This is a genomic window from Alistipes sp. AF48-12 (assembly GCF_003477565.1).
GTDB lineage: Bacteria > Bacteroidota > Bacteroidia > Bacteroidales > Rikenellaceae > Alistipes_A > Alistipes_A hominis.
Genome location: NZ_QUDJ01000002.1, coordinates 236,274 through 256,065 on the forward strand (window position 1 = coordinate 236,274; position 19,792 = coordinate 256,065).

Annotated in this window: 17 protein-coding genes; 15 read left to right on the forward strand and 2 right to left on the reverse strand. The window is 56.7% G+C overall.

The window, feature by feature from the left end:
• Positions 1-134: 134 nt before the first annotated feature.
• Complete coding sequence (locus tag DW082_RS02235; RefSeq protein WP_101571941.1) at positions 135-1,118, forward strand: NAD-dependent epimerase/dehydratase family protein; 984 nt, start codon at positions 135-137, stop codon at positions 1,116-1,118.
• 55 nt (positions 1,119-1,173) lie between these two features.
• Here DW082_RS02235 and DW082_RS02240 read toward each other — a convergent pair whose 3' ends face one another.
• On the reverse strand, positions 1,174-3,225 hold the full coding sequence (locus DW082_RS02240) for a prolyl oligopeptidase family protein (RefSeq protein WP_101571943.1): 2,052 nt from the start codon (positions 3,223-3,225) through the stop codon (positions 1,174-1,176).
• Positions 3,226-3,342: 117 nt separating this feature from the next.
• Here DW082_RS02240 and DW082_RS02245 point away from each other — a divergent pair, with 117 nt between their 5' ends.
• From DW082_RS02245 to DW082_RS02315, 14 genes are all read left to right on the forward strand, one after another.
• Positions 3,343-4,164: a 2,3,4,5-tetrahydropyridine-2,6-dicarboxylate N-succinyltransferase gene (locus DW082_RS02245; protein ID WP_055202810.1), complete on the forward strand. Its 822-nt coding sequence runs from the start codon at positions 3,343-3,345 to the stop codon at positions 4,162-4,164.
• 6 nt (positions 4,165-4,170) lie between these two features.
• Complete coding sequence (locus DW082_RS02250) at positions 4,171-4,950, forward strand: biotin--[acetyl-CoA-carboxylase] ligase (protein WP_118457105.1); 780 nt, start codon at positions 4,171-4,173, stop codon at positions 4,948-4,950.
• A gap of 64 nt (positions 4,951-5,014) precedes the next feature.
• Positions 5,015-5,503 carry an RNA polymerase sigma factor gene (locus DW082_RS02255; protein ID WP_118457107.1) on the forward strand — a complete coding sequence of 163 codons (489 nt, stop codon included), beginning with the start codon at positions 5,015-5,017 and terminating at the stop codon, positions 5,501-5,503.
• A complete protein-coding gene (locus DW082_RS02260) occupies positions 5,503-6,342 on the forward strand; it encodes a hypothetical protein (RefSeq protein WP_101571947.1) in 840 nt (279 codons plus the stop codon). The genes DW082_RS02255 and DW082_RS02260 overlap by 1 nt, the downstream gene beginning before the upstream one ends.
• Positions 6,335-7,177, forward strand: a complete 843-nt coding sequence (locus tag DW082_RS02265; protein ID WP_055202818.1) for an outer membrane beta-barrel protein — start codon at positions 6,335-6,337, stop codon at positions 7,175-7,177. The genes DW082_RS02260 and DW082_RS02265 overlap by 8 nt, the downstream gene beginning before the upstream one ends.
• A gap of 304 nt (positions 7,178-7,481) precedes the next feature.
• Positions 7,482-8,360, forward strand: a complete 879-nt coding sequence (gene deoC / locus DW082_RS02275; protein ID WP_118457111.1) for a deoxyribose-phosphate aldolase — start codon at positions 7,482-7,484, stop codon at positions 8,358-8,360.
• 224 nt (positions 8,361-8,584) lie between these two features.
• On the forward strand, positions 8,585-9,949 hold the full coding sequence (locus DW082_RS02280; protein ID WP_055202824.1) for a citrate/2-methylcitrate synthase: 1,365 nt from the start codon (positions 8,585-8,587) through the stop codon (positions 9,947-9,949).
• A gap of 150 nt (positions 9,950-10,099) precedes the next feature.
• On the forward strand, positions 10,100-11,767 hold the full coding sequence (locus tag DW082_RS02285) for a hypothetical protein (protein ID WP_118457113.1): 1,668 nt from the start codon (positions 10,100-10,102) through the stop codon (positions 11,765-11,767).
• The gene (locus DW082_RS02290; RefSeq protein ID WP_055202826.1) at positions 11,764-13,038 is read left to right on the forward strand and encodes a GDSL-type esterase/lipase family protein; all 1,275 of its coding nucleotides are present in this window, start codon (positions 11,764-11,766) and stop codon (positions 13,036-13,038) included. Before DW082_RS02285 ends, DW082_RS02290 begins: the two co-directional genes overlap by 4 nt.
• A 149-nt stretch (positions 13,039-13,187) precedes the next feature.
• Positions 13,188-14,687, forward strand: a complete 1,500-nt coding sequence (locus DW082_RS02300) for an MBOAT family protein (RefSeq protein WP_101571953.1) — start codon at positions 13,188-13,190, stop codon at positions 14,685-14,687.
• A 71-nt stretch (positions 14,688-14,758) separates the two neighbouring features.
• Positions 14,759-15,361 carry a phosphatase PAP2 family protein gene (locus tag DW082_RS02305; RefSeq protein WP_055202830.1) on the forward strand — a complete coding sequence of 201 codons (603 nt, stop codon included), beginning with the start codon at positions 14,759-14,761 and terminating at the stop codon, positions 15,359-15,361.
• Positions 15,358-16,074, forward strand: coding sequence for an isoprenylcysteine carboxylmethyltransferase family protein (locus DW082_RS02310; RefSeq protein WP_101571957.1), 717 nt, complete (start codon positions 15,358-15,360; stop codon positions 16,072-16,074). The genes DW082_RS02305 and DW082_RS02310 overlap by 4 nt, the downstream gene beginning before the upstream one ends.
• A gap of 50 nt (positions 16,075-16,124) precedes the next feature.
• The gene (locus DW082_RS14850) at positions 16,125-16,823 is read left to right on the forward strand and encodes a hypothetical protein (protein WP_259335467.1); all 699 of its coding nucleotides are present in this window, start codon (positions 16,125-16,127) and stop codon (positions 16,821-16,823) included.
• On the forward strand, positions 16,820-18,448 hold the full coding sequence (locus DW082_RS02315) for a glycosyl hydrolase (protein WP_259335468.1): 1,629 nt from the start codon (positions 16,820-16,822) through the stop codon (positions 18,446-18,448). The genes DW082_RS14850 and DW082_RS02315 overlap by 4 nt, the downstream gene beginning before the upstream one ends.
• An 80-nt stretch (positions 18,449-18,528) precedes the next feature.
• On the opposite strand, the gene DW082_RS02320 is transcribed toward DW082_RS02315, so the two are convergent.
• Positions 18,529-19,539 (reverse strand): aspartate-semialdehyde dehydrogenase, encoded by a 1,011-nt coding sequence (locus DW082_RS02320; protein ID WP_101571961.1) that lies wholly within the window; start codon positions 19,537-19,539, stop codon positions 18,529-18,531.
• Between the last annotated feature and the right edge of the window lie 253 nt (positions 19,540-19,792).

A 19,792-nucleotide genomic window follows, 5' to 3' on the forward strand; every position in this document is an offset into this window, starting at 1 on the left:
CGAATCGATGCCAATCAATATGATGTACAACAACATATTGCATTACAAACGTCTGCCGAACGGCCATCTTCGCAAATCCACAAAATCTCTTGGAACGGTTCTTGCTTAATCCGTTTTAAACATTTTATGCAATCATGAAAAAAAAGATACTCGTTACCGGCGGAGCCGGTTTCATCGGCAGCCACCTGTGCGAACGTCTGCTGGCGGACGGGCACGAAGTGGTCGCGGTGGACAATTTCGTCACGGGCAACCGCCAGAACGTGGAACACCTGCTGCACAACCCGCAGTTCCACCTGATCCGGCACGACATCACATTCCCCTACTTCGAAGAGGTCGACTGCATCTACAACCTGGCCTGCCCGTCGGCGCCGGTCTATTACATGCACGATCCGGTGATGGCGCTGAAAACCTCGCTCGTCGGATCGATCAACGTGCTCGAAGTGGCCAAGCGGATGCGGGCCCGCATCGTACACGCCTCCTCCTCGAAAGTATACGGCCTGATCCAGTCGGGCCCCGTCCCGGAAGAGTTCCGCGGCAACGTGAACCCGGTCGGCGAACACAGCGCTTACGAAGAGGGCAAACGCGCCGCAGAATCGCTTTTTACGGCCTACCACAACCAGTACGGCGTCGACACGCGGATCGCCCGGCTGTTCAACGTTTACGGCCCGCGTATGGCGTTGAACGACGGCAAAGTGATCTCCGGATTTATCCGCAACGCCCTTTACGGCGAAAACATCACGATCCGCGGCAACGGAACGCAGACGCGCTGCTTCCTGTACATCGACGACGCGGTCGAAGCGTTGGTACGGATGATGGGAACCGACGGCAACCTGTCGAAACCGATCAACATCGGCGGAATCGACCCGATGCGAATCGACGCATTGGCCGAAGACGTGGTGAACCTGACCGGCAGCTCGTCTAAAACGGTGCGCTTGAACCTAACGGCCGATTCCGTCCAGCATGCGATCCCCGACATCCGCTATGCCCGCCAGAGGCTGGGCTGGGAACCGCTGGTGCCGATCGAAGAAGGATTGGTACGCACGATCAAATATTTCAAAAACGCGATGAAGTCCGAGAAAAAACCGTTCCCTTTCATGAGCTGGGTCGAAATGATGTAGGATTTCGATACGAACGACAACGGGGAGTTCCGGCGACGATACCGGAACTCCCCGTTCATTTTACCTCCGTACCGGTATTCCGGAACAGGAAAACGAGCACATCCGCCTGTTCGTCGATCCTTTTCGCGGTGGGCTTGCCGAGGCCATGCCCGGCGGCGGTATCGATCCGGATCAGCACCGGCCGGTCGCATCCCTGCGCGGCCTGCAACGTCGCGGCGAACTTGAACGAGTGCGCCGGCACCACCCGGTCGTCGTGATCGGCGGTCGTGACCAGCGTAGCCGGATAACACGTCCCCGGCCGGATATTGTGCAACGGCGAATAACGGTACAGGTATTCGAAATCGGCCGGGCGGTCGCTGCTGCCGTACTCCACGACCCAGCCCCAACCGACGGTAAACTTATGGTAGCGCAACATGTCCATCACGCCGACGGCCGGAAGCGCCACGGCAAAGAGGTCGGGCCGCTGCACCATGCAGGCGCCGACGAGCAGGCCGCCGTTCGAACCGCCGGCGATCGCCAACTTATGCGGAGCGGTGTATTTCCGGTCGATCAAGTATTCGGCGGCCGCGATAAAGTCGTCGAACACGTTCTGCTTAGCGGAAAGCATACCCGCCCGGTGCCACCGTTCCCCGAACTCGCCGCCGCCGCGCAGGTTCGCCACCGCATAAATGCCGCCCTGCTCCATCAACAGCACCGCCAACGGCGAGAAACCCGGCGTCAGATTGATGTTGAAACCGCCGTATCCGTACAGGTAAACGGGATTCTCTCCGTTCCGTTCCAGCTCTTTGCGGTGCGCCAGGAACATCGGAACGCGCGTTCCGTCCCGGCTCTCGTATTCGTGCCGTTCGACGACGAATTCCTCCGGGGAAAACTTCACCGGCGAAATCCGGTACGGCTCGGAAGCCCCGGTCGCCGGATCGTAGCGGTAAACGGCCGGCGGTTGCGTGAACGAAGCGTAAGCATAAAATATCTCGGACGGAACGTCTCCGCCGCTGAAACCGGTTACCGTCCCAATGCCGGGCAACCGCACCTCCCGCACCGGCCGGCCTCCCAGGTCGTACTGCACGACGGCGCTGTGCGCGCGATCGAGGTAATGCGCGAACAACGCCCCGCCGGCCACGGACGCCGCGACCAACTGCCGATCGGATGCGGCCAACAGTTCGGTGATCTCCGGATAACCGGCGCTGAAATCCACCTGCAACAGCCGACCGTTCGGCGCTCCCTGGTTCGTATGGAAAATCGCCCGGTCGTCTTGCGCATAAACCAGCGCATAATCGCCGGTAAACCCGAAGAACAGCTTGCGAAACGTCCGGTCGTGCCGCGAAAGGTCGCGGTACAGCACTTCGTTGCCGCAGGTTCCCTCGGCGACCGTAACGAAGAGCTGCCGGTCGTCCCGGCTAACCGCCGCAGTCAGGTAGCGCAGCGGATGCTCTTCGTCGCAATATATCGTGCGGTCGGCCGACTGATCGGTCCCGATCCGGTGAAAAAACACTTTTTGAGAGTGGTTGCAGGCCGACAGCGCCTTTTCCGGAGCCGGCCGGTCGTACCCGCTGTAATAAAACCCGTCTCCGCTCCATACGGCTCCGGAGAATTTGACCCAACGGATGCGGTCGGGCAGCAGGTCTCCCGTAGCGAGCTCCTTTATGCGAAGCTCCACCCAATCCGAACCCGATTCGGCCGCCGAAAAAGCCATGTAACGATTATCCCGCGAGAACGACACGCCGGTCAGCGCGACCGTACCTTCTTCCGACAGCGTATTCGGATCGAGGAATACCTCGGGGCCCTTCCCGTCCCGCTGCCGGTACAAAACGCTTTGGTTCCGCAACCCGTCGTTTTCAAAGAAAAAACGGGAATCGCCGTGGCGTTCCGGAATCCCGTACTTCGGATAATCCCACAATTCGGCCAGCCGGGCGGCGATCCGGTCGCGTTCCGGAAACTGCGACAGGTAGCGGCGGGTCACTTCGTTCTCGGCCGCCACCCAGCGGACGGTTTCGTCCGAACGGTCGTCTTCGAGCCAGCGGTAGGGATCGGCCACTTCGGTTCCGAAATAATCGTCCGTCGTATCGTCCCGCCGGGCAACGGGATAGGTCAGTTCTATCGTTCTCATATCTGAATCGTTCCGCCGTCCGCCCCAAGGGACGGGCAGTGCACAAAAATAGGGATTGTTTCCCGGAATCCGACAGATTTTTTTAACTTTGCGATCATACCTTAACGGAGAACGGATATGTGCGAAGAATTGAAAAAAACGGTAGAAAAAGCTTGGGATAACCGGGAATTGCTCGGCGACGAGCGCGTCAAACAGGCGATCCGCGACGCGATCGACCTGCTCGACAAAGGAAAGCTGCGGACGGCGGAACCGCTCGCCGACGGAACGTGGCAGGTGAACGAATGGGTCAAAAAAGCGGTCATCCTCTACTTCCCGATCCAGCAGATCGAAGTGATCGAAGCCGGCCCGCTGGAGTTTCACGACAAACTGAAACTGAAAACCGGATACCGCGAACTGGGCGTCCGCGTCGTACCGCAGGCTACGGCCCGTTACGGAGCCTACCTGGCCCCCGGCGTAATCATGATGCCGTCGTACGTCAACATCGGCGCTTACGTCGATGAAGGGACGATGGTCGATACGTGGGTGACCGTGGGTTCGTGCGCCCAGATCGGCAAACGCGTCCACCTGAGCGGCGGCGTAGGGATCGGCGGCGTGCTGGAACCCGTACAGGCGGCCCCGGTGATTATCGAGGACAACTGTTTCGTCGGCAGCCGCTGCATCGTCGTCGAAGGGGCCCATATCTGCCGCGAAGCGGTGCTCGGCGCCAACGTGGTGATTACCGGTTCGACCAAGATCATCGACGTGACGGGTCGGGAACCGAAAATTTACAAAGGGTACGTTCCGCCCCGCTCGGTCGTAATCCCCGGTTCGTACACGAAGCAGTTCCCCGCCGGAACTTACCAGGTTCCGTGCGCGCTGATCATCGGGCAGCGCAAAGCCTCGACCGACCTGAAAACGACGCTGAACGACGCCCTGCGGGAATTCAATGTATCCGTATAACCGATCATGGGAATAAAACAGGAACTCGAACGATTCGCCGGGCAGGTCGGATTCACGCTCGCCTACCTCGACGAAACGACGTCGACGAACGACGTCGCCCGCGACCCGCGCTACGACGCCGGAGCGGTCGTTATCGCCGAACGGCAAAGCCGCGGACGCGGACAGCGCGGGAACAGTTGGAGCAGCTCCGCCGGAGCGAACCTGACTTTCTCGGTCGTACTGTGCCCCGGATTCCTGGAAACCGCGCAGCAATTTTACCTGTCGAAAGCCGTATCGCTGGCCGTATGCGACACGGTGGAAAGCTTCGGCGTCCGGCCGCAGGTCAAATGGCCGAACGACATCTACATCGACGGACGGAAAGTGGCCGGCATTTTGATCGAAAACGATTTGGCGGGAAATTTTCTTTCCCGTTCGGTCGTGGGAATCGGGATCAACGTCAACCAAACCGAATTCGATCCGGCCTTGCCGAATCCGACATCGCTCGCAGTCGCCGCGGGCCGGAAGCTGGACAGGGCGGAAGTTTTTAGACTATTTTACGAAAAAATGAGTTTCCGCTACGGGCAGTTGCAGCAACAACGGTACGCGGCGATGGATACGGACTACGCCGCCAGGCTTTACCGCCTCGGCGAGACGCATTCGTTTGTGGACGGACGGACGAAAGTCCGTTTCGAGGGGACGATCTGCGGCGTTCTTCCGACCGGCGAATTGGAGGTCAGACACCGCGACGGACAAATGCACCGGTATCTCTTCAAGGAGATCGAATACACGATTACGGGAATCGGCTGATTTAACGCGGAACGACTGTAACTTTTGCGCTGAAAATACGTTGTAATGACAAATACCGGACTTAATGACAGTTTCTGAATACGATAAATGTGTCAGACAATATTCCGATAATTTATACCGTTTCATACTGAAATCATTACGCAATGACGAGCAGGCGAAAGATATTGTCCAGGAGAGTTTTCTGAGGTTGTGGGAAAACCGGGAAGCCGTCATCGAAGGAAAAGAGAAGTCCTATCTTTTTACCATAGCGTACCGGCTGATCGTAGATCATGTTCGTCTCGAAAAGCGTTACACCGGCGACGAAACCTTGCTGAAAAACCGACACTCCCCGGCGGAAAGAGAATATAACAACGCACGGGAAATGCTCGAACACTATTTGAACGAACTCCCGCCGATGCAGAAATCCCTGATCCTGTTGCGGGATTACGAAGGATACAGCTACCGGGAGATGGCGGAAATGACCCATCTGACCGAAGCGCAGGTGAAAGTCTACATTTTCAGGGCGCGGGTGGCATTGAAAAAGAACATTGGAGACATAAATAATATTTTGTAATGAAAATCGGTCCGGATAATTACCAGGAATGGGCCTTGGATTACATCGAAGGTAATCTGAGCAGGGAGGAGCGCGCCTCGTTCGAATCCTTCCTTACCCGGCATGCGGACATAGCCCGCGAAATCGCGTCTTTGCAGGACGACATGCCGGTAATGGTCGCCGAACAGATCGTTTACCCCGACAAACGCTCCCTGTTGCGGGGAGGAAAAACAATGAGCTTCGGCCGGATCACGTCGTTTCTGGGCGGAGCGGCGGCGGCATCGCTGCTGATCGGACTGTTTACGCTGGTCGACAGCCATTCGTCGCAGAAGGAGCAGTTGCTCGCCGACCGGGCGAAAGAGGTTTTCCGCGAAGAGCTTCCGGCCGAACAGGACGAATGGACCGCTTCGGAAAGCGCGGGCGGCAGCGAAGAGAAACAAGACATCCCGCAACTGGCCGCCGCCGTACCGCAACGAGCCGCGTCCGGCAACCGCATCGCCCTCCGGACCAACGTCCCGACAACGTCCCGGACGAACGCCCAGGCCGTACAGCCCGAGCGCATTCAGCCGTTGTCGGAGCTGATCGGCAGCGAACCGCAACTGATCGCGCCGACGAGCGAACCGATCGCCCTGGCGGCGCTCAAGACCGGCGCGGAAATCTCCGGAACTCCGGGCGCAAAGACGCAGGCCGGCGCGGAAAAGAGCGCCGAACCCAAAAAATTCAACCTGATTTCGCTGTTCGCCCCGTTCGATCCGATCATTCCGATCAAAACTTACCGAACCGAAAACGAACACGGAATCGAAATTGCATCCATCCTACGGATCGGCAACAAAATACAAAAAACGGAAGCTCATGATTAAAAAAGCGCTACTCTCGACGCTGTTCATCGGTTATATCATCTGTCCGGCACAGGCGCAAAACACGGATACCGTCTCCCAGAAACGCGAAACGTTCGTCCTGGAAGAGGGACGCCCCGACAGATCGAAAAGCAGATCGAACCAAAGCAAGCTCGTCGTCGCGGTCAATAACTTTTCCCAAAAATCGAACTCGGATCGTCACAGCAAACTGCTGTGGAACGACGGCCACTGGGCCGGGATCGGCATCCATTACAGCGGCCTGATCACCAACCTCGGAGACATGCAGCTTCCGGACGACGCGCAATACCTGTCCCAAAGCGCCAAATCGATCGGAGTCACGCTGAATCCAATCGACTATACGCTACTGAAAAGCAGGCACGTAGGCTTGCTGACCGGGATCGGCGTCGAATTCAATAACTTCCGTTTCGACAACAACATCGCGCTGAAACAGGAAAACGGCGTCACCGTCCCCGACTATCAATACGAAGAACAACACATCCGGTTGAGCAAATCGAAACTATACACCTGCTACCTGAATGTTCCGCTACTGGTCGAATTCCAGATGGGGCGCCGCAACGACTTCTTTATCAACGCCGGCATGGTCGGCGGATGGCGAATGGGGACGCACTCCAAAATCAAAGCCTCCGACCCGCGGCTGAGCGGCAAATTCAAGAACCACAGCAATTTCGGACTGCGTAATTTCCATTACGGCTACACCCTCAACATCGGCTACAACCATTTCGCCATCTCGGCGACATATTACCGCTCCACGCTCTTCAAAGACGGCAAAGGCCCCCGGGTTCAGCAGATCAACGTCGGGCTGTCGTTTATTTTGTAATCGCCGCGCGGCCGTTCGTTTTTCGCGCCGCAATTTTGCTCGAAACGGCGGAAACGACCGTTTTCATACCCGTTTACGTACGCCGGACCGCTCCGCATCGAACGGCCCGACTTTATTTCTCCGTACCGCAAATTATCCTGCCGGCCCGGAAAATCTTACCGTTCTTCGGAAATTCCGTCGGAAAGCCGCCCCGTCCTTCCGACCCGGCGGAATGCGGCCAAACCGATTCCTCCCCCCGGAAACTATTGAAAAATCGCCGGAAAATGCGTATCTTTGCAAAGGAAACCTTTTAACCGCCCCGAAGATGGAATACAGCAATAATCTGAAAAAGTTCGGCGCCGGACTCCCGGCCGGACAGGTCGATAAAATCGTTGCCGGTATCCGTCCCCTCGCGGAAAAGAACCGGAATACGGAGGTCTATAAACGCTGTTTCGGTTTCATCGACCTGACTTCGCTGAACAGCACCGATTCGCACGAGCGGATCGAACGGTTCGTCACGAAAGCCGTCGAATTTCCGAATCGTTTCTCCGGAATCCCGGGCGTCGCATCGGTATGTATCTACCCGGCTTTCGTCGAAACGGCAGGCCTGGTTATCAGCGACTCCAAAATGACGATCACCAGCGTAACGGGAGGATTCCCCGCTTCGCAGACTTACTTGGAGGTCAAAATGCTCGAAACGGCGATGGCCGTCGAGAACGGCGCCGACGAAATCGACGTCGTTATCAGCATCGGAGAGTTTCTCAACGGCGAATACGACCTGATGGGCAACGAAATCGAAACGCTCCGCAAGGAGATCGGCGACGAGATCACCCTGAAAGTGATCCTCGAATCGGGCATCCTGGCCGAGCCGGAACTGATCCACCGGGCCGCCGTGATCGCCATGCTCGCCGGAGCCGATTTCATCAAAACCTCGACCGGCAAGGCTTCGGTCGCCGCGACTCCCGAAGCGGCGGTAGTGATGTGCGAAGCCATCAGGCTGTTCGCCGCACAAACCGGACGCAAGGTGGGATTCAAAGCGGCCGGAGGAATTTCGACCCCGGAAGACGCTGCGCTTTACTACACGATCGTACAGGAAATCCTGGGCGAGGAGTGGCTTACGCCGGAACGTTTCCGGATCGGCGCCAGCTCGCTGGCGAACAACCTGCTCTCGGCCATCGAGGGCAATCCCGTACACTATTTTTAACACCGGACGACCATTTTTCCGACGCCGGTTTTACGGGTAAACTGCGGGTTCTCCAGACCGGAGGACATCCCTATAACTACTTGTGGCTTGTTCCCGTATCGGCTACCTCGACCCCGGATCGGGAAAAAATCCGAAAAGAACGACCGGATCGTTTCCGGCGATAGTAAATTACAAAAATTTTTTATAAATTGCAAGGCTTGAACTGATAATAAAGGAGGATAAAGATGGAAAAGGAATGCATAATCAGCAGATTGTCGGAATCGATTAAAACGACCAGCCGTATTGATAACGAACTTTTTACCGAATACAACGTAAAACGGGGACTTCGCAACGAAGATCATTCCGGAGTGCTGGTCGGGTTGACTAAAATCGGAAACGTGGTAGGTTACGAAAAATTGCCCGAAGGAGGACTCAAAGCGATCCCGGGACGGCTGATCTACCGCGGCATCGACGTCGAAGACCTGGTTCGGGGCATTCTGGCCGAAAAACGGTTCGGCTTCGAAGAAACCGCATTCCTATTGCTATCCGGCTACCTTCCCGACAAAGAAGAACTGGCCGCTTTCAGCAACATGGTGCACCAGTGCATGCCGCTGACCCAGAAGACCAAAATGAACATCCTCGACCTGGAGGGCCAGAACATCATGAATATCCTGGCCCGCAGCGTATTGGAGATGTATACCTTCGACGAAAACCCCGACGACACTTCGCGGAACAACCTGATGCGCCAGTCGGTGGACCTGATCTCGAAGTTCCCGACCATCATCGCTTACGCGTACAACATCATGCGCCACAGCAACCAGGGACGTTCGCTGCACATTCGTTTCCCGAAAGAGAACCTTTCGGTCGCGGAGAATTTTCTGTACATGCTGAAAGGAGGTTATACCGCTCTGGATGCCCGGACGCTGGATCTGGCCCTCATGCTCCATGCCGAACACGGCGGCGGCAACAACTCCACGTTTACGGTCCGCGTGACCAGTTCGTCGGGCACCGATACCTACTCTTCGATCGCCGCGGCGATCGGGTCGCTGAAAGGGCCGCTGCACGGCGGAGCCAACCTCGCGGTCGTGAGCATGTTCAACCACCTGAAAGAAAATATCCGCAACTGGAAAAGCGTCTCCGAAATAGACGACTACCTGCAGAAAATGCTACGCAAAGAGGTATACGACAAATGCGGGCTGATCTACGGCATCGGACACGCCGTTTATACGATCTCCGACCCCCGCGCGTTGCTGCTGAAGGAGATGGCCCGCGATCTGGCCCGGGAGAAAGGCCGCGAAGAGGAGTTCGCTTTCCTCGAACTGCTCGAAGAGCGCGCCGTCGAAAACTTCATGAATTTCAAAGGAAACAAAGTAAATAAAAGAGTTTGCGCGAACGTCGACTTCTATTCCGGATTCGTTTACGAAATGATCGGGCTCCCGAGCGAAGTCTTCACCCCGCTGTTCGCCATGAGCCGCATCACCGGATGGGCCGCGCACCGGATCGAAGAACTGAACTTCGACAGCAAACGGATCATTCGCCCGGCCTACCGGAACGTCGGACCCGAAAAGAAATTCATTCCGATGGAAAAAAGAGGGCAGGCAAAAGCCTAAGCGCAAAAACCTCACTCTGACAACCGAAAGCGGCCTGTCGGGCCGCTTTTTGCTTTTACGGCGGATCGGGCCGAAAGAAAAAGGGAAATCGTATAGGGCCGTACGAATGATTTTTATTAACTTCGCAACGGGTTTTGAACCTTCGCGTCTATGAATCGAAAACAAGATTATACGGGTCGGAGCTTTCTGATCACCGTTTTTGTCATCCTCTTTCTGCTGGGCATATCCCGGATTCCGAAAGTCACCTTCGGCAAAACGACCTTGAAAAAGATCAATATCCTGTCCGATCTGATCCAGGACGAACACGAACCGATTCCGGAAACCAATCTCTATTTCGACACTACCTTTCTGGCGGAAGGAGAAGCGCTCGAGGCCGAAGCACGGGCGGCGGCAGATTCGCAGGCAGAAAAACAAACGGCACAGACGAACGCACGGACGGTTCAGGCAACGGTTCCCCATACCCGGGACGATTCCCGACACGAGTCATCCGCAGAGGTGCAGCGCGGCGACAGCGCGGCGGAGCAACCTCCCGCACCGGTCGTCGAACGGATCGGATTCCTCGAAGATTTCGGAACGGACGGCCCGTCGATGCTCCATTTCTACGACGCTCTGTTGAAAAAAGAGGGCAAACGCCCGGTACGGATCGCGGTGCTGGGCGATTCGTTCATCGAAGGAGATATCATCACGGCCGACATCCGGGAACAACTGCAAGATCTGTACGGCGGCGGGGGCGTAGGATTCGTGCCGTTTTCGTCGCCGATCGCCCAGTTCCGGGGAACGGTGCGCCACACGTTCGACGGCTGGACGACGCTGGACGTAAAAAACGCCCGGCAGGCTCCCGAAGAGTACCGAGATAAATTTTTCGTATCGGGCAGCCTGTGCATCCCCGACGAAGGCGCTTCGGTGCAAATGAAAGGCGTCATGTTCCGCAAGCACATCGACCGCGCGTCGGTCGCCCGGCTGATCTTTACGAACCGCGAACGAACGACGATCCATGTAACGATCAACGATACGATCCATAAAGTCTACAACCCCGAACCGGGCCCGGAAGTCCAGCAGATCGACATCCACACCCCGATCCGTTCGCTCGAAGTCCGGATCGCCAATCCGGCGGGATTCATCGGTTACGGGATCGTTTTCGAAAACAAAAACGGCGTCAGTCTCGACAACTATTCGATCCGGGGCAACAGCGGACTAGCCCTGTTCGGAACCAACGCCGCAGTCAACGCGCGAATCGGCGCCATGCGCGGGTACGACCTGATTATCCTGCAATACGGCCTGAACGTCATGTCGGCCGACGTCCTGCATTACGGCTCCTATGAAAAGGCTTTCATAAAGGTAATCAATTACATGAAACGCTGTTTCCCGAACAGCAGCATACTGGTCATGGGCGTCTGCGACCGCAGTACGCAACGCGACGGGGAATTCGTCACGATGCCCGCCGTGCGGGGAATGATCGAAGCGCAGCGGAACGCCGCCCGGGAAACGGGCGTCGCATTCTGGAACACTTTCGAAGCGATGGGAGGCGAAAACAGCATGGTCGAGTTCGTCCGCAAGAACTGGGCGGCGAAAGACTACACCCACCTGGGTTACGCCGGCGGAAAATTCATCGCCGGGAAACTGGTCGGGAACTGGATGCAGGGAGTCGAAGCGGAGCAGCAGCGCCGGGACCGGATCGAAGAGGAACGCCGGAAAAACGAGATGCTGCATTACAACCGGAACGATACGATCCCCGGAACCATCGAAACGGAGACGGAAACGGATTCAGACGCGGACGCAGATACGACCTTCACGACAAACGAATTCGCACAACCATGATCCTCAAAGGAATACCATACCTGCAAACAATCCTGACTTTGCTGCTGTGCGGCACGGCGTTTACCGCGCGCGCGCAGGCGGATTCCGCCGAGCCGGCCGACTCTTGTTATCCGGAAATCATCTGTCCCGACTCGAACCGCCTCGGCGGTAACGTCGCAGCGCTCGAACCCCTTTTCCAAAAACTGGAGGCACTCGAAAAAAAGGATACGACAGCCGTGATCTCGATCCTGCAAATCGGCGATTCGCATATCCAGGCCGGATTTTTCCCCAACGAAGTGCGTGAAAACCTCCAACGCGAATTCGGCAATGCGGGGCGCGGCCTGATCGTCCCGCTGAAGCTGGCCGGAACGAACGAACCGCCGGATTACGCGATCACCTCGCCGAACAGTTGGAACCGCAGCAACTGCATCACGCGCGCCGCAACCGAAGAACCGGGCATGTCGGGCATGTCGATCGTTACCTACGACCGCCATATCGAACTGGATATCAAAACCAAGGAACCGTTCGACCGCATCTGGGCATTCCACCACCGCGAAGCGCCGCTGCTCACGGTTCCCGATTCGCTGTCCGACGGGATTTGCTGTCCCGCCCTAGACAACGACGAAATGACGCTGATCCCGCTGAGCCGGCCGGTCGAACAGATCAGGTTGTGCGCTTCGGTCGCGGACTCGTCGTTCGCCCATTCGGCTTTTTACGGTTTTTCCCTCGAAAACGGTCGCAGCGGAGTCCTGTACCACAGTTTCGGCATCAACGGCAACACCTACGCCGCCATTAACCGCAACCCGCAGATCGTCCGCCAGGCATCTGGACTGTGCCCCGATCTGGTAATCGTCTCGCTCGGCACGAACGACAGCTACGGCGCGTCTTTCGATCCGGCCGACGCGGACGTTCAGATCACCCGGCTGATCGACTCGATCCGCCGGAACATGCCCGCTTCCGTTCTGCTGCTGACCACTCCGATGGAACACTGCAGACGGATACGTTCCAAAGGCCGCACCTACCGGAAACCCAACCCGAACGCCTGCGCCATGCGGGAATGCATTCTGCGGCAGGCGGCGCTGTACCGGCTGCCGGTCTGGGATTTCTACGCGGCAGCGGGCGGCGACGGAGCAATGGGCCGATGGGCCGATCTCGGAATAGCCAACGCCGACCGGGTGCACCTTTCGCGCGAAGGATACCGGCTGCAGGGAAAACTTTTCTACGACGCGATCATGAAAGCCTACGACCACTACCGCAAACATAACGGAGAACTCAAGATTCTGCTGAATTGATCCGCTCCCGAATCTTCGTTCCCGTCCGAATCCGGAAAACGATCGAAAAACTTTTCGTATTTCTTCCGCTCCGGTAGCGGTCGTAGAAAATAATATTAAATTTGCCCGCCGTTACCCGATGTTCCGGCGACCCAGAAAAAATCAGATATATGCCCGATGTTTCGTCCGTTTGCGACAAAATAACGGAAATACTCAGTTACGATCCGCTGCACCCGATCCTGTTTTCCAGCGGGCTGTTTCTGTTCCTGTTCGCCGGCTTCGCCTTTTTCTACCAATTCATGCGGCGGGCGGTCATGCTGCGGATGATCTATGTCGTGCTGTTTTCGCTCTATTTCTATTACAAAACCAGCGGACTGTTCCTGTTCCTGCTGGTCGGCATGTCGGTCTCGGACTACGTCATCGGCCGCTTCCTGTGTGCCGCCCGGAAGCAATCGCTGCGCAAATGGCTCGTAGCGCTGAGCCTTACGATCGACATCGGCGTGCTGTGCTATTTCAAATACACGAACTTTTTCATCGGCCTGCTCAACGACGTTTCGGGACGCGACTGGCTCGATTTCCAAAACATTTTCCTGCCCGTAGGAATCTCGTTTTTCACGTTCCAGTCAATCAGCTACATCATCGACCTGTACAAACGGCGGATCGATCCGGCCGACCAGTGGATCGACTACCTGTTCTATCTGTCGTTCTTCCCGCAACTGGTAGCCGGCCCGATTGTCAAAGCGAGGGATTTCATGCCGCAAATCCGCCAGAAGCCGATCGTCGTAACGCGCGAAATGTTCGGCATGGGAATCTTCCTGATCATATCGGGTCTTTTCAAAAAAGCCATTATTTCGGACTACATCAGTTTGAATTTCGTCGACCGCATATTCGACAACCCGCTCCTATACAGCGGATTCGAGAATTTGATGGGCGTATACGGCTACGCCCTGCAAATCTACTGCGACTTCTCGGGCTATTCGGACATGGCGATCGGACTGGCGCTGCTGCTGGGTTTCCGCTTCCCGAAGAACTTCGACTCGCCGTATAAATCGGCTACGATCACCGAATTCTGGCGCAGGTGGCACATTTCGCTGTCGAGCTGGTTGAAAGATTACCTTTACATTTCGCTGGGCGGCAACCGCAAGGGAAAAGCCCGCACCTACCTGAACCTGTTCCTGACGATGCTGATCGGCGGGCTGTGGCACGGCGCGGCGATCCGTTTCGTGCTGTGGGGCGCATGGCACGGCGCGGCGCTGGCCGTGCACAAATGGACGGTGAACCGCTTCCCTTCGTTCAAAAAGACGGGCGCGGACATGGTTCCCTGGCGACGGGTAATCGGTATCATCGTCACGTTCCACGTCGTCTGTTTCGGCTGGATCATGTTCCGCGCACAGGACATGCACAGCGTCACGCTGATAACATCCCAGATATTCAACCATTTCAATGCCGCGCTGATCCCGCAGGTGGTTTCCGGTTACGGAACGATCTTCGGACTGATGGCCGTCGGGTTCCTGCTGCACCTGCTGCCCGAAGCGGCCGAAACCTGGGGAAAAAGGGTCGTTACCGCCGCCCCCGTACTGGCGCAGGCCGTCATCATCACCGTCCTGATCTGGGGAATCATGCAGATCAAATCGTCCGAAATCCAACCGTTCATCTACTTCCAATTTTAGGGTTTCCGCACCGGATGTTTGACCGGAACGGATTTTAATCGTATTTTTGGGGATCAAAACGATCCGCACCTATGGTTTGGCAATCCCTTCTGGATATCGACAAGCAACTGCTGCTGGCCCTCAACGGGGACGGCGGAGCGGGCTGGGATACTTTTTTTTACATCGTTTCGGCCCGGCTGACCTGGGTTCCGCTTTATGCGGCGATTCTGTACGCGGTCTGGAAACAGTGGGGCTGGCGCCGCCTGCTGTGGGTAGCGGTCGTGCTCGGCCTGTGCGTCGGAGCGGCCGACCAGATCTGCAATTTCTTCAAACACTTCACGCCGAAATTCCGGCCGACCCATACGCCCGACATCGAAGCCTTCGTCCATACCGTGCGGGGTTACCGCGGCGGACTGTACGGCACGGTATCGGCCCATGCGGCGATCAGCTTCGCGATCGCGCTGTTCACCGCCCGGCTGTTCCGAAAAAGGTGGTATACGGTCGCTATCTTCGGATGGGCGCTGCTGCTCGCTTACAGCCGCATTTACCTCGGCGTCCATTACCCGATGGACATTCTGCTGGGGACGGCTCTCGGCCTCGGTCTCGGAGCCGGCGCGTTCGCGCTGTTCGGCCGGCTAATGAAACGGGTCGAAACGCCCCCGGAACGAACCGAAAACATTTCTTCCGATAAATGACGCTTTCAGAACGATACACCATCTTCCGTTACCGCCTCTGGCGTGCGCGGCGAAAACTGCCGCTGGTGCTGATCCCCGCCGGATGGATTGCCCTGTGGATCGCAGTGCCGTTCTCCGTTTACGACGGAATCGTCTATGCGGCGCTCTGCATCGCCTGCTCGCTGTGGGGATTCCTGATCCGCGCCCGCGCGCTCGGAACATCGGCTCCACTGGCGCGAAAAAATGCCGAAACGGCCGAAAACGGCCCTGCCGTCTTCCCGACCGAGGGCATCTATGCCCGGATGCGGTATCCGCTCTATACGGGCAACTTTCTGGTCTGGTTCGGCTTTATCCTGTTCGTGGGCGTCAACTGGTTTATCGTCGCCGCGACAGCCGCATACGTCGCCTGCTACCTGATCGTCCTGAGCCGCGAAGAGGAACTGATGTTGCACAAGTACGGCGAAGATTTCCGCATCTGGTGCAAACAGACCCCCGCGCTGATCCCGAACCGCAGAGGCAAACGGTACCGGACGCGAAAATTCTCGTTTCTGGCCATTCTGCGCGGCGATTTCCGTAATTTCTGGGGAATGGCACTGCTATTCCTGCTGACGGCCATTCTGAAACGGCGCATGATTACCTTTTCGTGGAACGATTCGTGGCAGATAGCGTTGGCCGCCGCCGCCGCGTTGCTGCTGTTTCTGGTCGGAAGCCTGATCCGCCGGAAAAAATTTTAATATCTTACACATATCTTTATATTTGTAAGCGTTCGTTAATCATTCTGCAAATGAAAAAAACATTCCGAAAACTGCTCATATACGGGACGGTGCTCGCCGTATGCGGATGCCGCGGAGCCGGTCAGCGCGAAACCTGGGAAAAAGAGTTCGCCGACCCGTCGGACATCTACCGTCCGCAGCCGTTCTGGCACATCAACGGCACGCTGACCACCGAAGGAATCCGCAAACAACTGAGCGACGCCATCCAGGGAGACGGATTCGGCGGCGTGGCCATCCTTCCGCTGAACCCGGGAGGCATGTGGGGCAATCAGGGCATCTGTCCCGGCACGACGCCCGTTTACCTGTCGGAAGGCTATTTCAACCGCTACCGGGACATTCTGGAATGTTCGGCCGAACAGGGAGCGCAGGTGATCCTGTACGACGACGTCGATTTCCCGAGCGGAACCGCCGGCGGCAAACTGGGCGAACAATTCCCGCAGTACACCCGCAAGAGGCTTTGTAAAACCGAAGAAGAGGCAATCGGACCGAAGAACGTAAAAATCGCCGTTCCGCTCCGGGACTCGTTCATGGGGGCCGCAGCGATGAACACGCTGACGCTCGAACGGATCGATCTCGGCGAATTCGTAACCGACAGCACGCTGGAATGGCAGGTACCGGAAGGAACATGGAAAATCATGTCGTTCGCGATGGAAAACCACGTAGACAACCACGTGGACTACATGGAGCCGAGGCTGTCAAAGAGTTCATGAAAATGACCTACGACCAGTATGCCGAACGTTTCGAACCCTATTTCGGGAATACGATCACGAAAACGTTTTTCGACGACGTGGGCTATTACGGCATCGAGAATTACTGGAATCCGGAGCTTTCCGGCCTGTTCGAAAAACGCTATGGAAAAAAGGCGGCTCTGTATTACCCGGCCCTGTGGTACGATATCGGTCCGGAAACCGATGCGGCACGGGTCGCCTTGTTCGGACTGCGCGCCGAGGCGATGGGCGACGGTTTCCCGCTTTGCGTAGCCGAATGGTGCGACCGCTACGGGTTGCAAAGCATGGGACACCCGCCCGGAAATTACGAGCCGACGACCGTCGATATGTACGGAGACCCATTCAAATTTTACCGGCACGTCCACATTCCGCTGATGGACGCCATCCACGGCTATCCGTACGGGCGTCCCGGCTTCAAACTGATCAGCTCGGCTGCCGACGCATTCGACAAACAACTCGTCGGCGCCGAAATTTACGGGAATTATTCGGATCGGGAGACCGATTCGGCCATGCTGTACCGGGTTGCGATGGAAGTCATGGCGCGGGGCGTCAACTTCCTGGTTCCGCACGGGATGTGGTACGAACCGGATACGGTCAAGATCCCGCCGCTGATCGCGCATTACAATCCGCGGCTGGCCCCGGCCCTGCCCGGATACAACGATTTCGCCGGCCGGAGCACGTTCCTGCTGCAAGGCGGTCGCCGGGTGGCCGACATCGCGCTGCTCTTCCCGATTCAGTCGCTCGAAGCGTGGTACGCCTGGGAAACCGGACGCCCCCGGTGCGGAAAAGACGTGCCTCCCGGCACCGACTACAACCGGATCGGCGATCTGCTGACCGGGCAGATCCGACAGGACTTTACTTTCCTGCATCCGGAAGACTTCGTCACGGACAAATACCAGATCGGCAACGGACAAATCAAGCTGAACACGCCGTCCACCGGACAGACGTACAAACTGCTTATCATGCCCTCCGGAAAAGTGCTCTCGGTGGAAACCTTACGGAAAATACGGGATTACTACCGAAGCGGCGGAAAAATACTGGCGACCAACCTGTTGCCGTCCAGATCCGCCGAATTCGGGCAGGACGCAGAAGCGGTCGCGCTGGTACGGGAGATTTTCGGCATCGACCCGGAGGCTCCGATGCCTGCCCGACAGGTCTCTTCTTCCAATGAAAACGGCGGAAAAACCATCTTCTTGCCGCAGGCCGAGTCGACCGCGCTGGCCGCAGCGATCGATTCGCTGTTGCCCGACCCGGACGTCCGGGTCGATCCGGTCGAAACGCTGGCCGCAGCCGGCCTGCCGGGACAGCCGCTGTTGGGCGTAGAACGGTTCCGCGACCTGCCGGCCGACGAACTCGGCATGTTCTCATATATCCACAAGCAGAAAGAGGGACAGGATATCTACCTGTTCGCCAACTCGACCGACAAACCGGTCGACACGCAGGTGAGCCTGAAAGGAAAGCTGAAACTCGAAAAGTGGAACCCGCATACCGGCACGATCGGGAAGTGGGAAGATGTCGAATACGACAGACATGCCGACGGCACGATCTATACCCGGATTCGCCTTACGCTCGAACCGGTCAGCGCCGTTTTCGCCATCGGAAAATAGTACGCACGATTCCAAAAAACGGGCATGAACTTAGGTTCATGCCCGTTTCCTATTCATACCTTCCCGTTCCCGGGAAATCCTTATTTCACATGTCCCTCCTTTACGAGGTATTCGGCGATCTGCACGGCATTCAGCGCCGCGCCTTTGCGAATCTGGTCGCTGACGCACCAGAACGTAAGTCCGTTCGGATCGGCCAGATCCTTGCGGATACGCCCCACGTACACGGCGTCCACACCGGCCAACGGCAGCGGCATCGGATAAACTTTTTCTCCCGGTTCGTCCATCAGCACCACCCCTTCTGCGCCCGCGAACGCCTTGCGCGCCTCTTCGACGGATACGGGCCGTTCGGTCTCGAGCCAGATCGACTCGGAGTGGGCGCGCATTACCGGAACGCGCACGCAGGTCGCACTGACCTTCACGTCCGAATGCATGATCTTACGCGTCTCGTTGAACATCTTCATCTCCTCTTTGGTATAACCGTTGTCGGTAAAGACATCCACCTGAGGGATAACATTGAAAGCCAATTGAAAAGCGAATTTTTCGACGGTCGGTTCTTCGCCGCGCACCAACTGGGCGTGCTGTTCGGCCAGTTCGGCCATCGCGCTCGCTCCGGCGCCGCTGGCAGACTGGTAAGTCGATACGTGCACCCGGCGGATATGGGACAGATTCTCGATCGCCTTGAGCGCCACGACCATCTGGATCGTCGTACAGTTCGGGTTGGCGATGATCCGGCGGGGCGGATTGACCGCATCGGTCGGATTCACTTCGGGAACCACCAACGGCACATTTTCGTCCATCCGGAATGCGCTCGAATTATCGATCATCAGCGTCCCAAATTTGGTGATCGTCTCGGCGAACTCCTTCGACGTACCGGCTCCGGCCGACGCAAAAGCGATATCGACCCCTTTGAAATCGTCGTTATGGGCTAGCAGACGCACGGTCAGCTCCTTGCCCCGAAACGTATATTTACGGCCCGCACTGCGTTCGGAACCGAACAATAACAATTCGTCGATCGGAAATTCCCGTTGTTCCAGCACCCGGAGAAATTCTTGGCCTACGGCGCCGCTTGCGCCTACAATCGCAACTTTCATAATTTTAAAGACTTTTAAACAGGAAACTTTCCCGCGGGGAAAGCCCTTCACTAAAAACGTTTCTATCTATTGTTCCGGCAAAAATAATGACTTTTTTTCGTAAAAGCCGCTTATTTGGGACAAAGGTAACCGATTTTATTTCAAAATAAACTATTTGTTAAATTTTTTATTCTATTTGTTTTATTTATTCATTTTCAAAACATCCTTTATCAAAAATTACAACGCGGAATTGTTTCAGATCAATAGTAAATCC

Bases quoted from the DNA above. Each gene is read 5' to 3' on its own strand.
- DW082_RS02235 (WP_101571941.1), top strand. From the start codon at position 135: ATGAAAAAAAAGATACTCGTTACCGGCGGAGCCGGTTTCATCGGCAGC.
- DW082_RS02240 (WP_101571943.1), bottom strand. From the start codon at position 3,225: ATGAGAACGATAGAACTGACCTATCCCGTTGCCCGGCGGGACGATACG.
- DW082_RS02245 (WP_055202810.1), top strand. From the start codon at position 3,343: ATGTGCGAAGAATTGAAAAAAACGGTAGAAAAAGCTTGGGATAACCGG.
- DW082_RS02250 (WP_118457105.1), top strand. From the start codon at position 4,171: ATGGGAATAAAACAGGAACTCGAACGATTCGCCGGGCAGGTCGGATTC.
- DW082_RS02255 (WP_118457107.1), top strand. From the start codon at position 5,015: ATGACAGTTTCTGAATACGATAAATGTGTCAGACAATATTCCGATAAT.
- DW082_RS02260 (WP_101571947.1), top strand. From the start codon at position 5,503: ATGAAAATCGGTCCGGATAATTACCAGGAATGGGCCTTGGATTACATC.
- DW082_RS02265 (WP_055202818.1), top strand. From the start codon at position 6,335: ATGATTAAAAAAGCGCTACTCTCGACGCTGTTCATCGGTTATATCATC.
- deoC (WP_118457111.1), top strand. From the start codon at position 7,482: ATGGAATACAGCAATAATCTGAAAAAGTTCGGCGCCGGACTCCCGGCC.
- DW082_RS02280 (WP_055202824.1), top strand. From the start codon at position 8,585: ATGGAAAAGGAATGCATAATCAGCAGATTGTCGGAATCGATTAAAACG.
- DW082_RS02285 (WP_118457113.1), top strand. From the start codon at position 10,100: ATGAATCGAAAACAAGATTATACGGGTCGGAGCTTTCTGATCACCGTT.
- DW082_RS02290 (WP_055202826.1), top strand. From the start codon at position 11,764: ATGATCCTCAAAGGAATACCATACCTGCAAACAATCCTGACTTTGCTG.
- DW082_RS02300 (WP_101571953.1), top strand. From the start codon at position 13,188: ATGCCCGATGTTTCGTCCGTTTGCGACAAAATAACGGAAATACTCAGT.
- DW082_RS02305 (WP_055202830.1), top strand. From the start codon at position 14,759: ATGGTTTGGCAATCCCTTCTGGATATCGACAAGCAACTGCTGCTGGCC.
- DW082_RS02310 (WP_101571957.1), top strand. From the start codon at position 15,358: ATGACGCTTTCAGAACGATACACCATCTTCCGTTACCGCCTCTGGCGT.
- DW082_RS14850 (WP_259335467.1), top strand. From the start codon at position 16,125: ATGAAAAAAACATTCCGAAAACTGCTCATATACGGGACGGTGCTCGCC.
- DW082_RS02315 (WP_259335468.1), top strand. From the start codon at position 16,820: ATGAAAATGACCTACGACCAGTATGCCGAACGTTTCGAACCCTATTTC.
- DW082_RS02320 (WP_101571961.1), bottom strand. From the start codon at position 19,539: ATGAAAGTTGCGATTGTAGGCGCAAGCGGCGCCGTAGGCCAAGAATTT.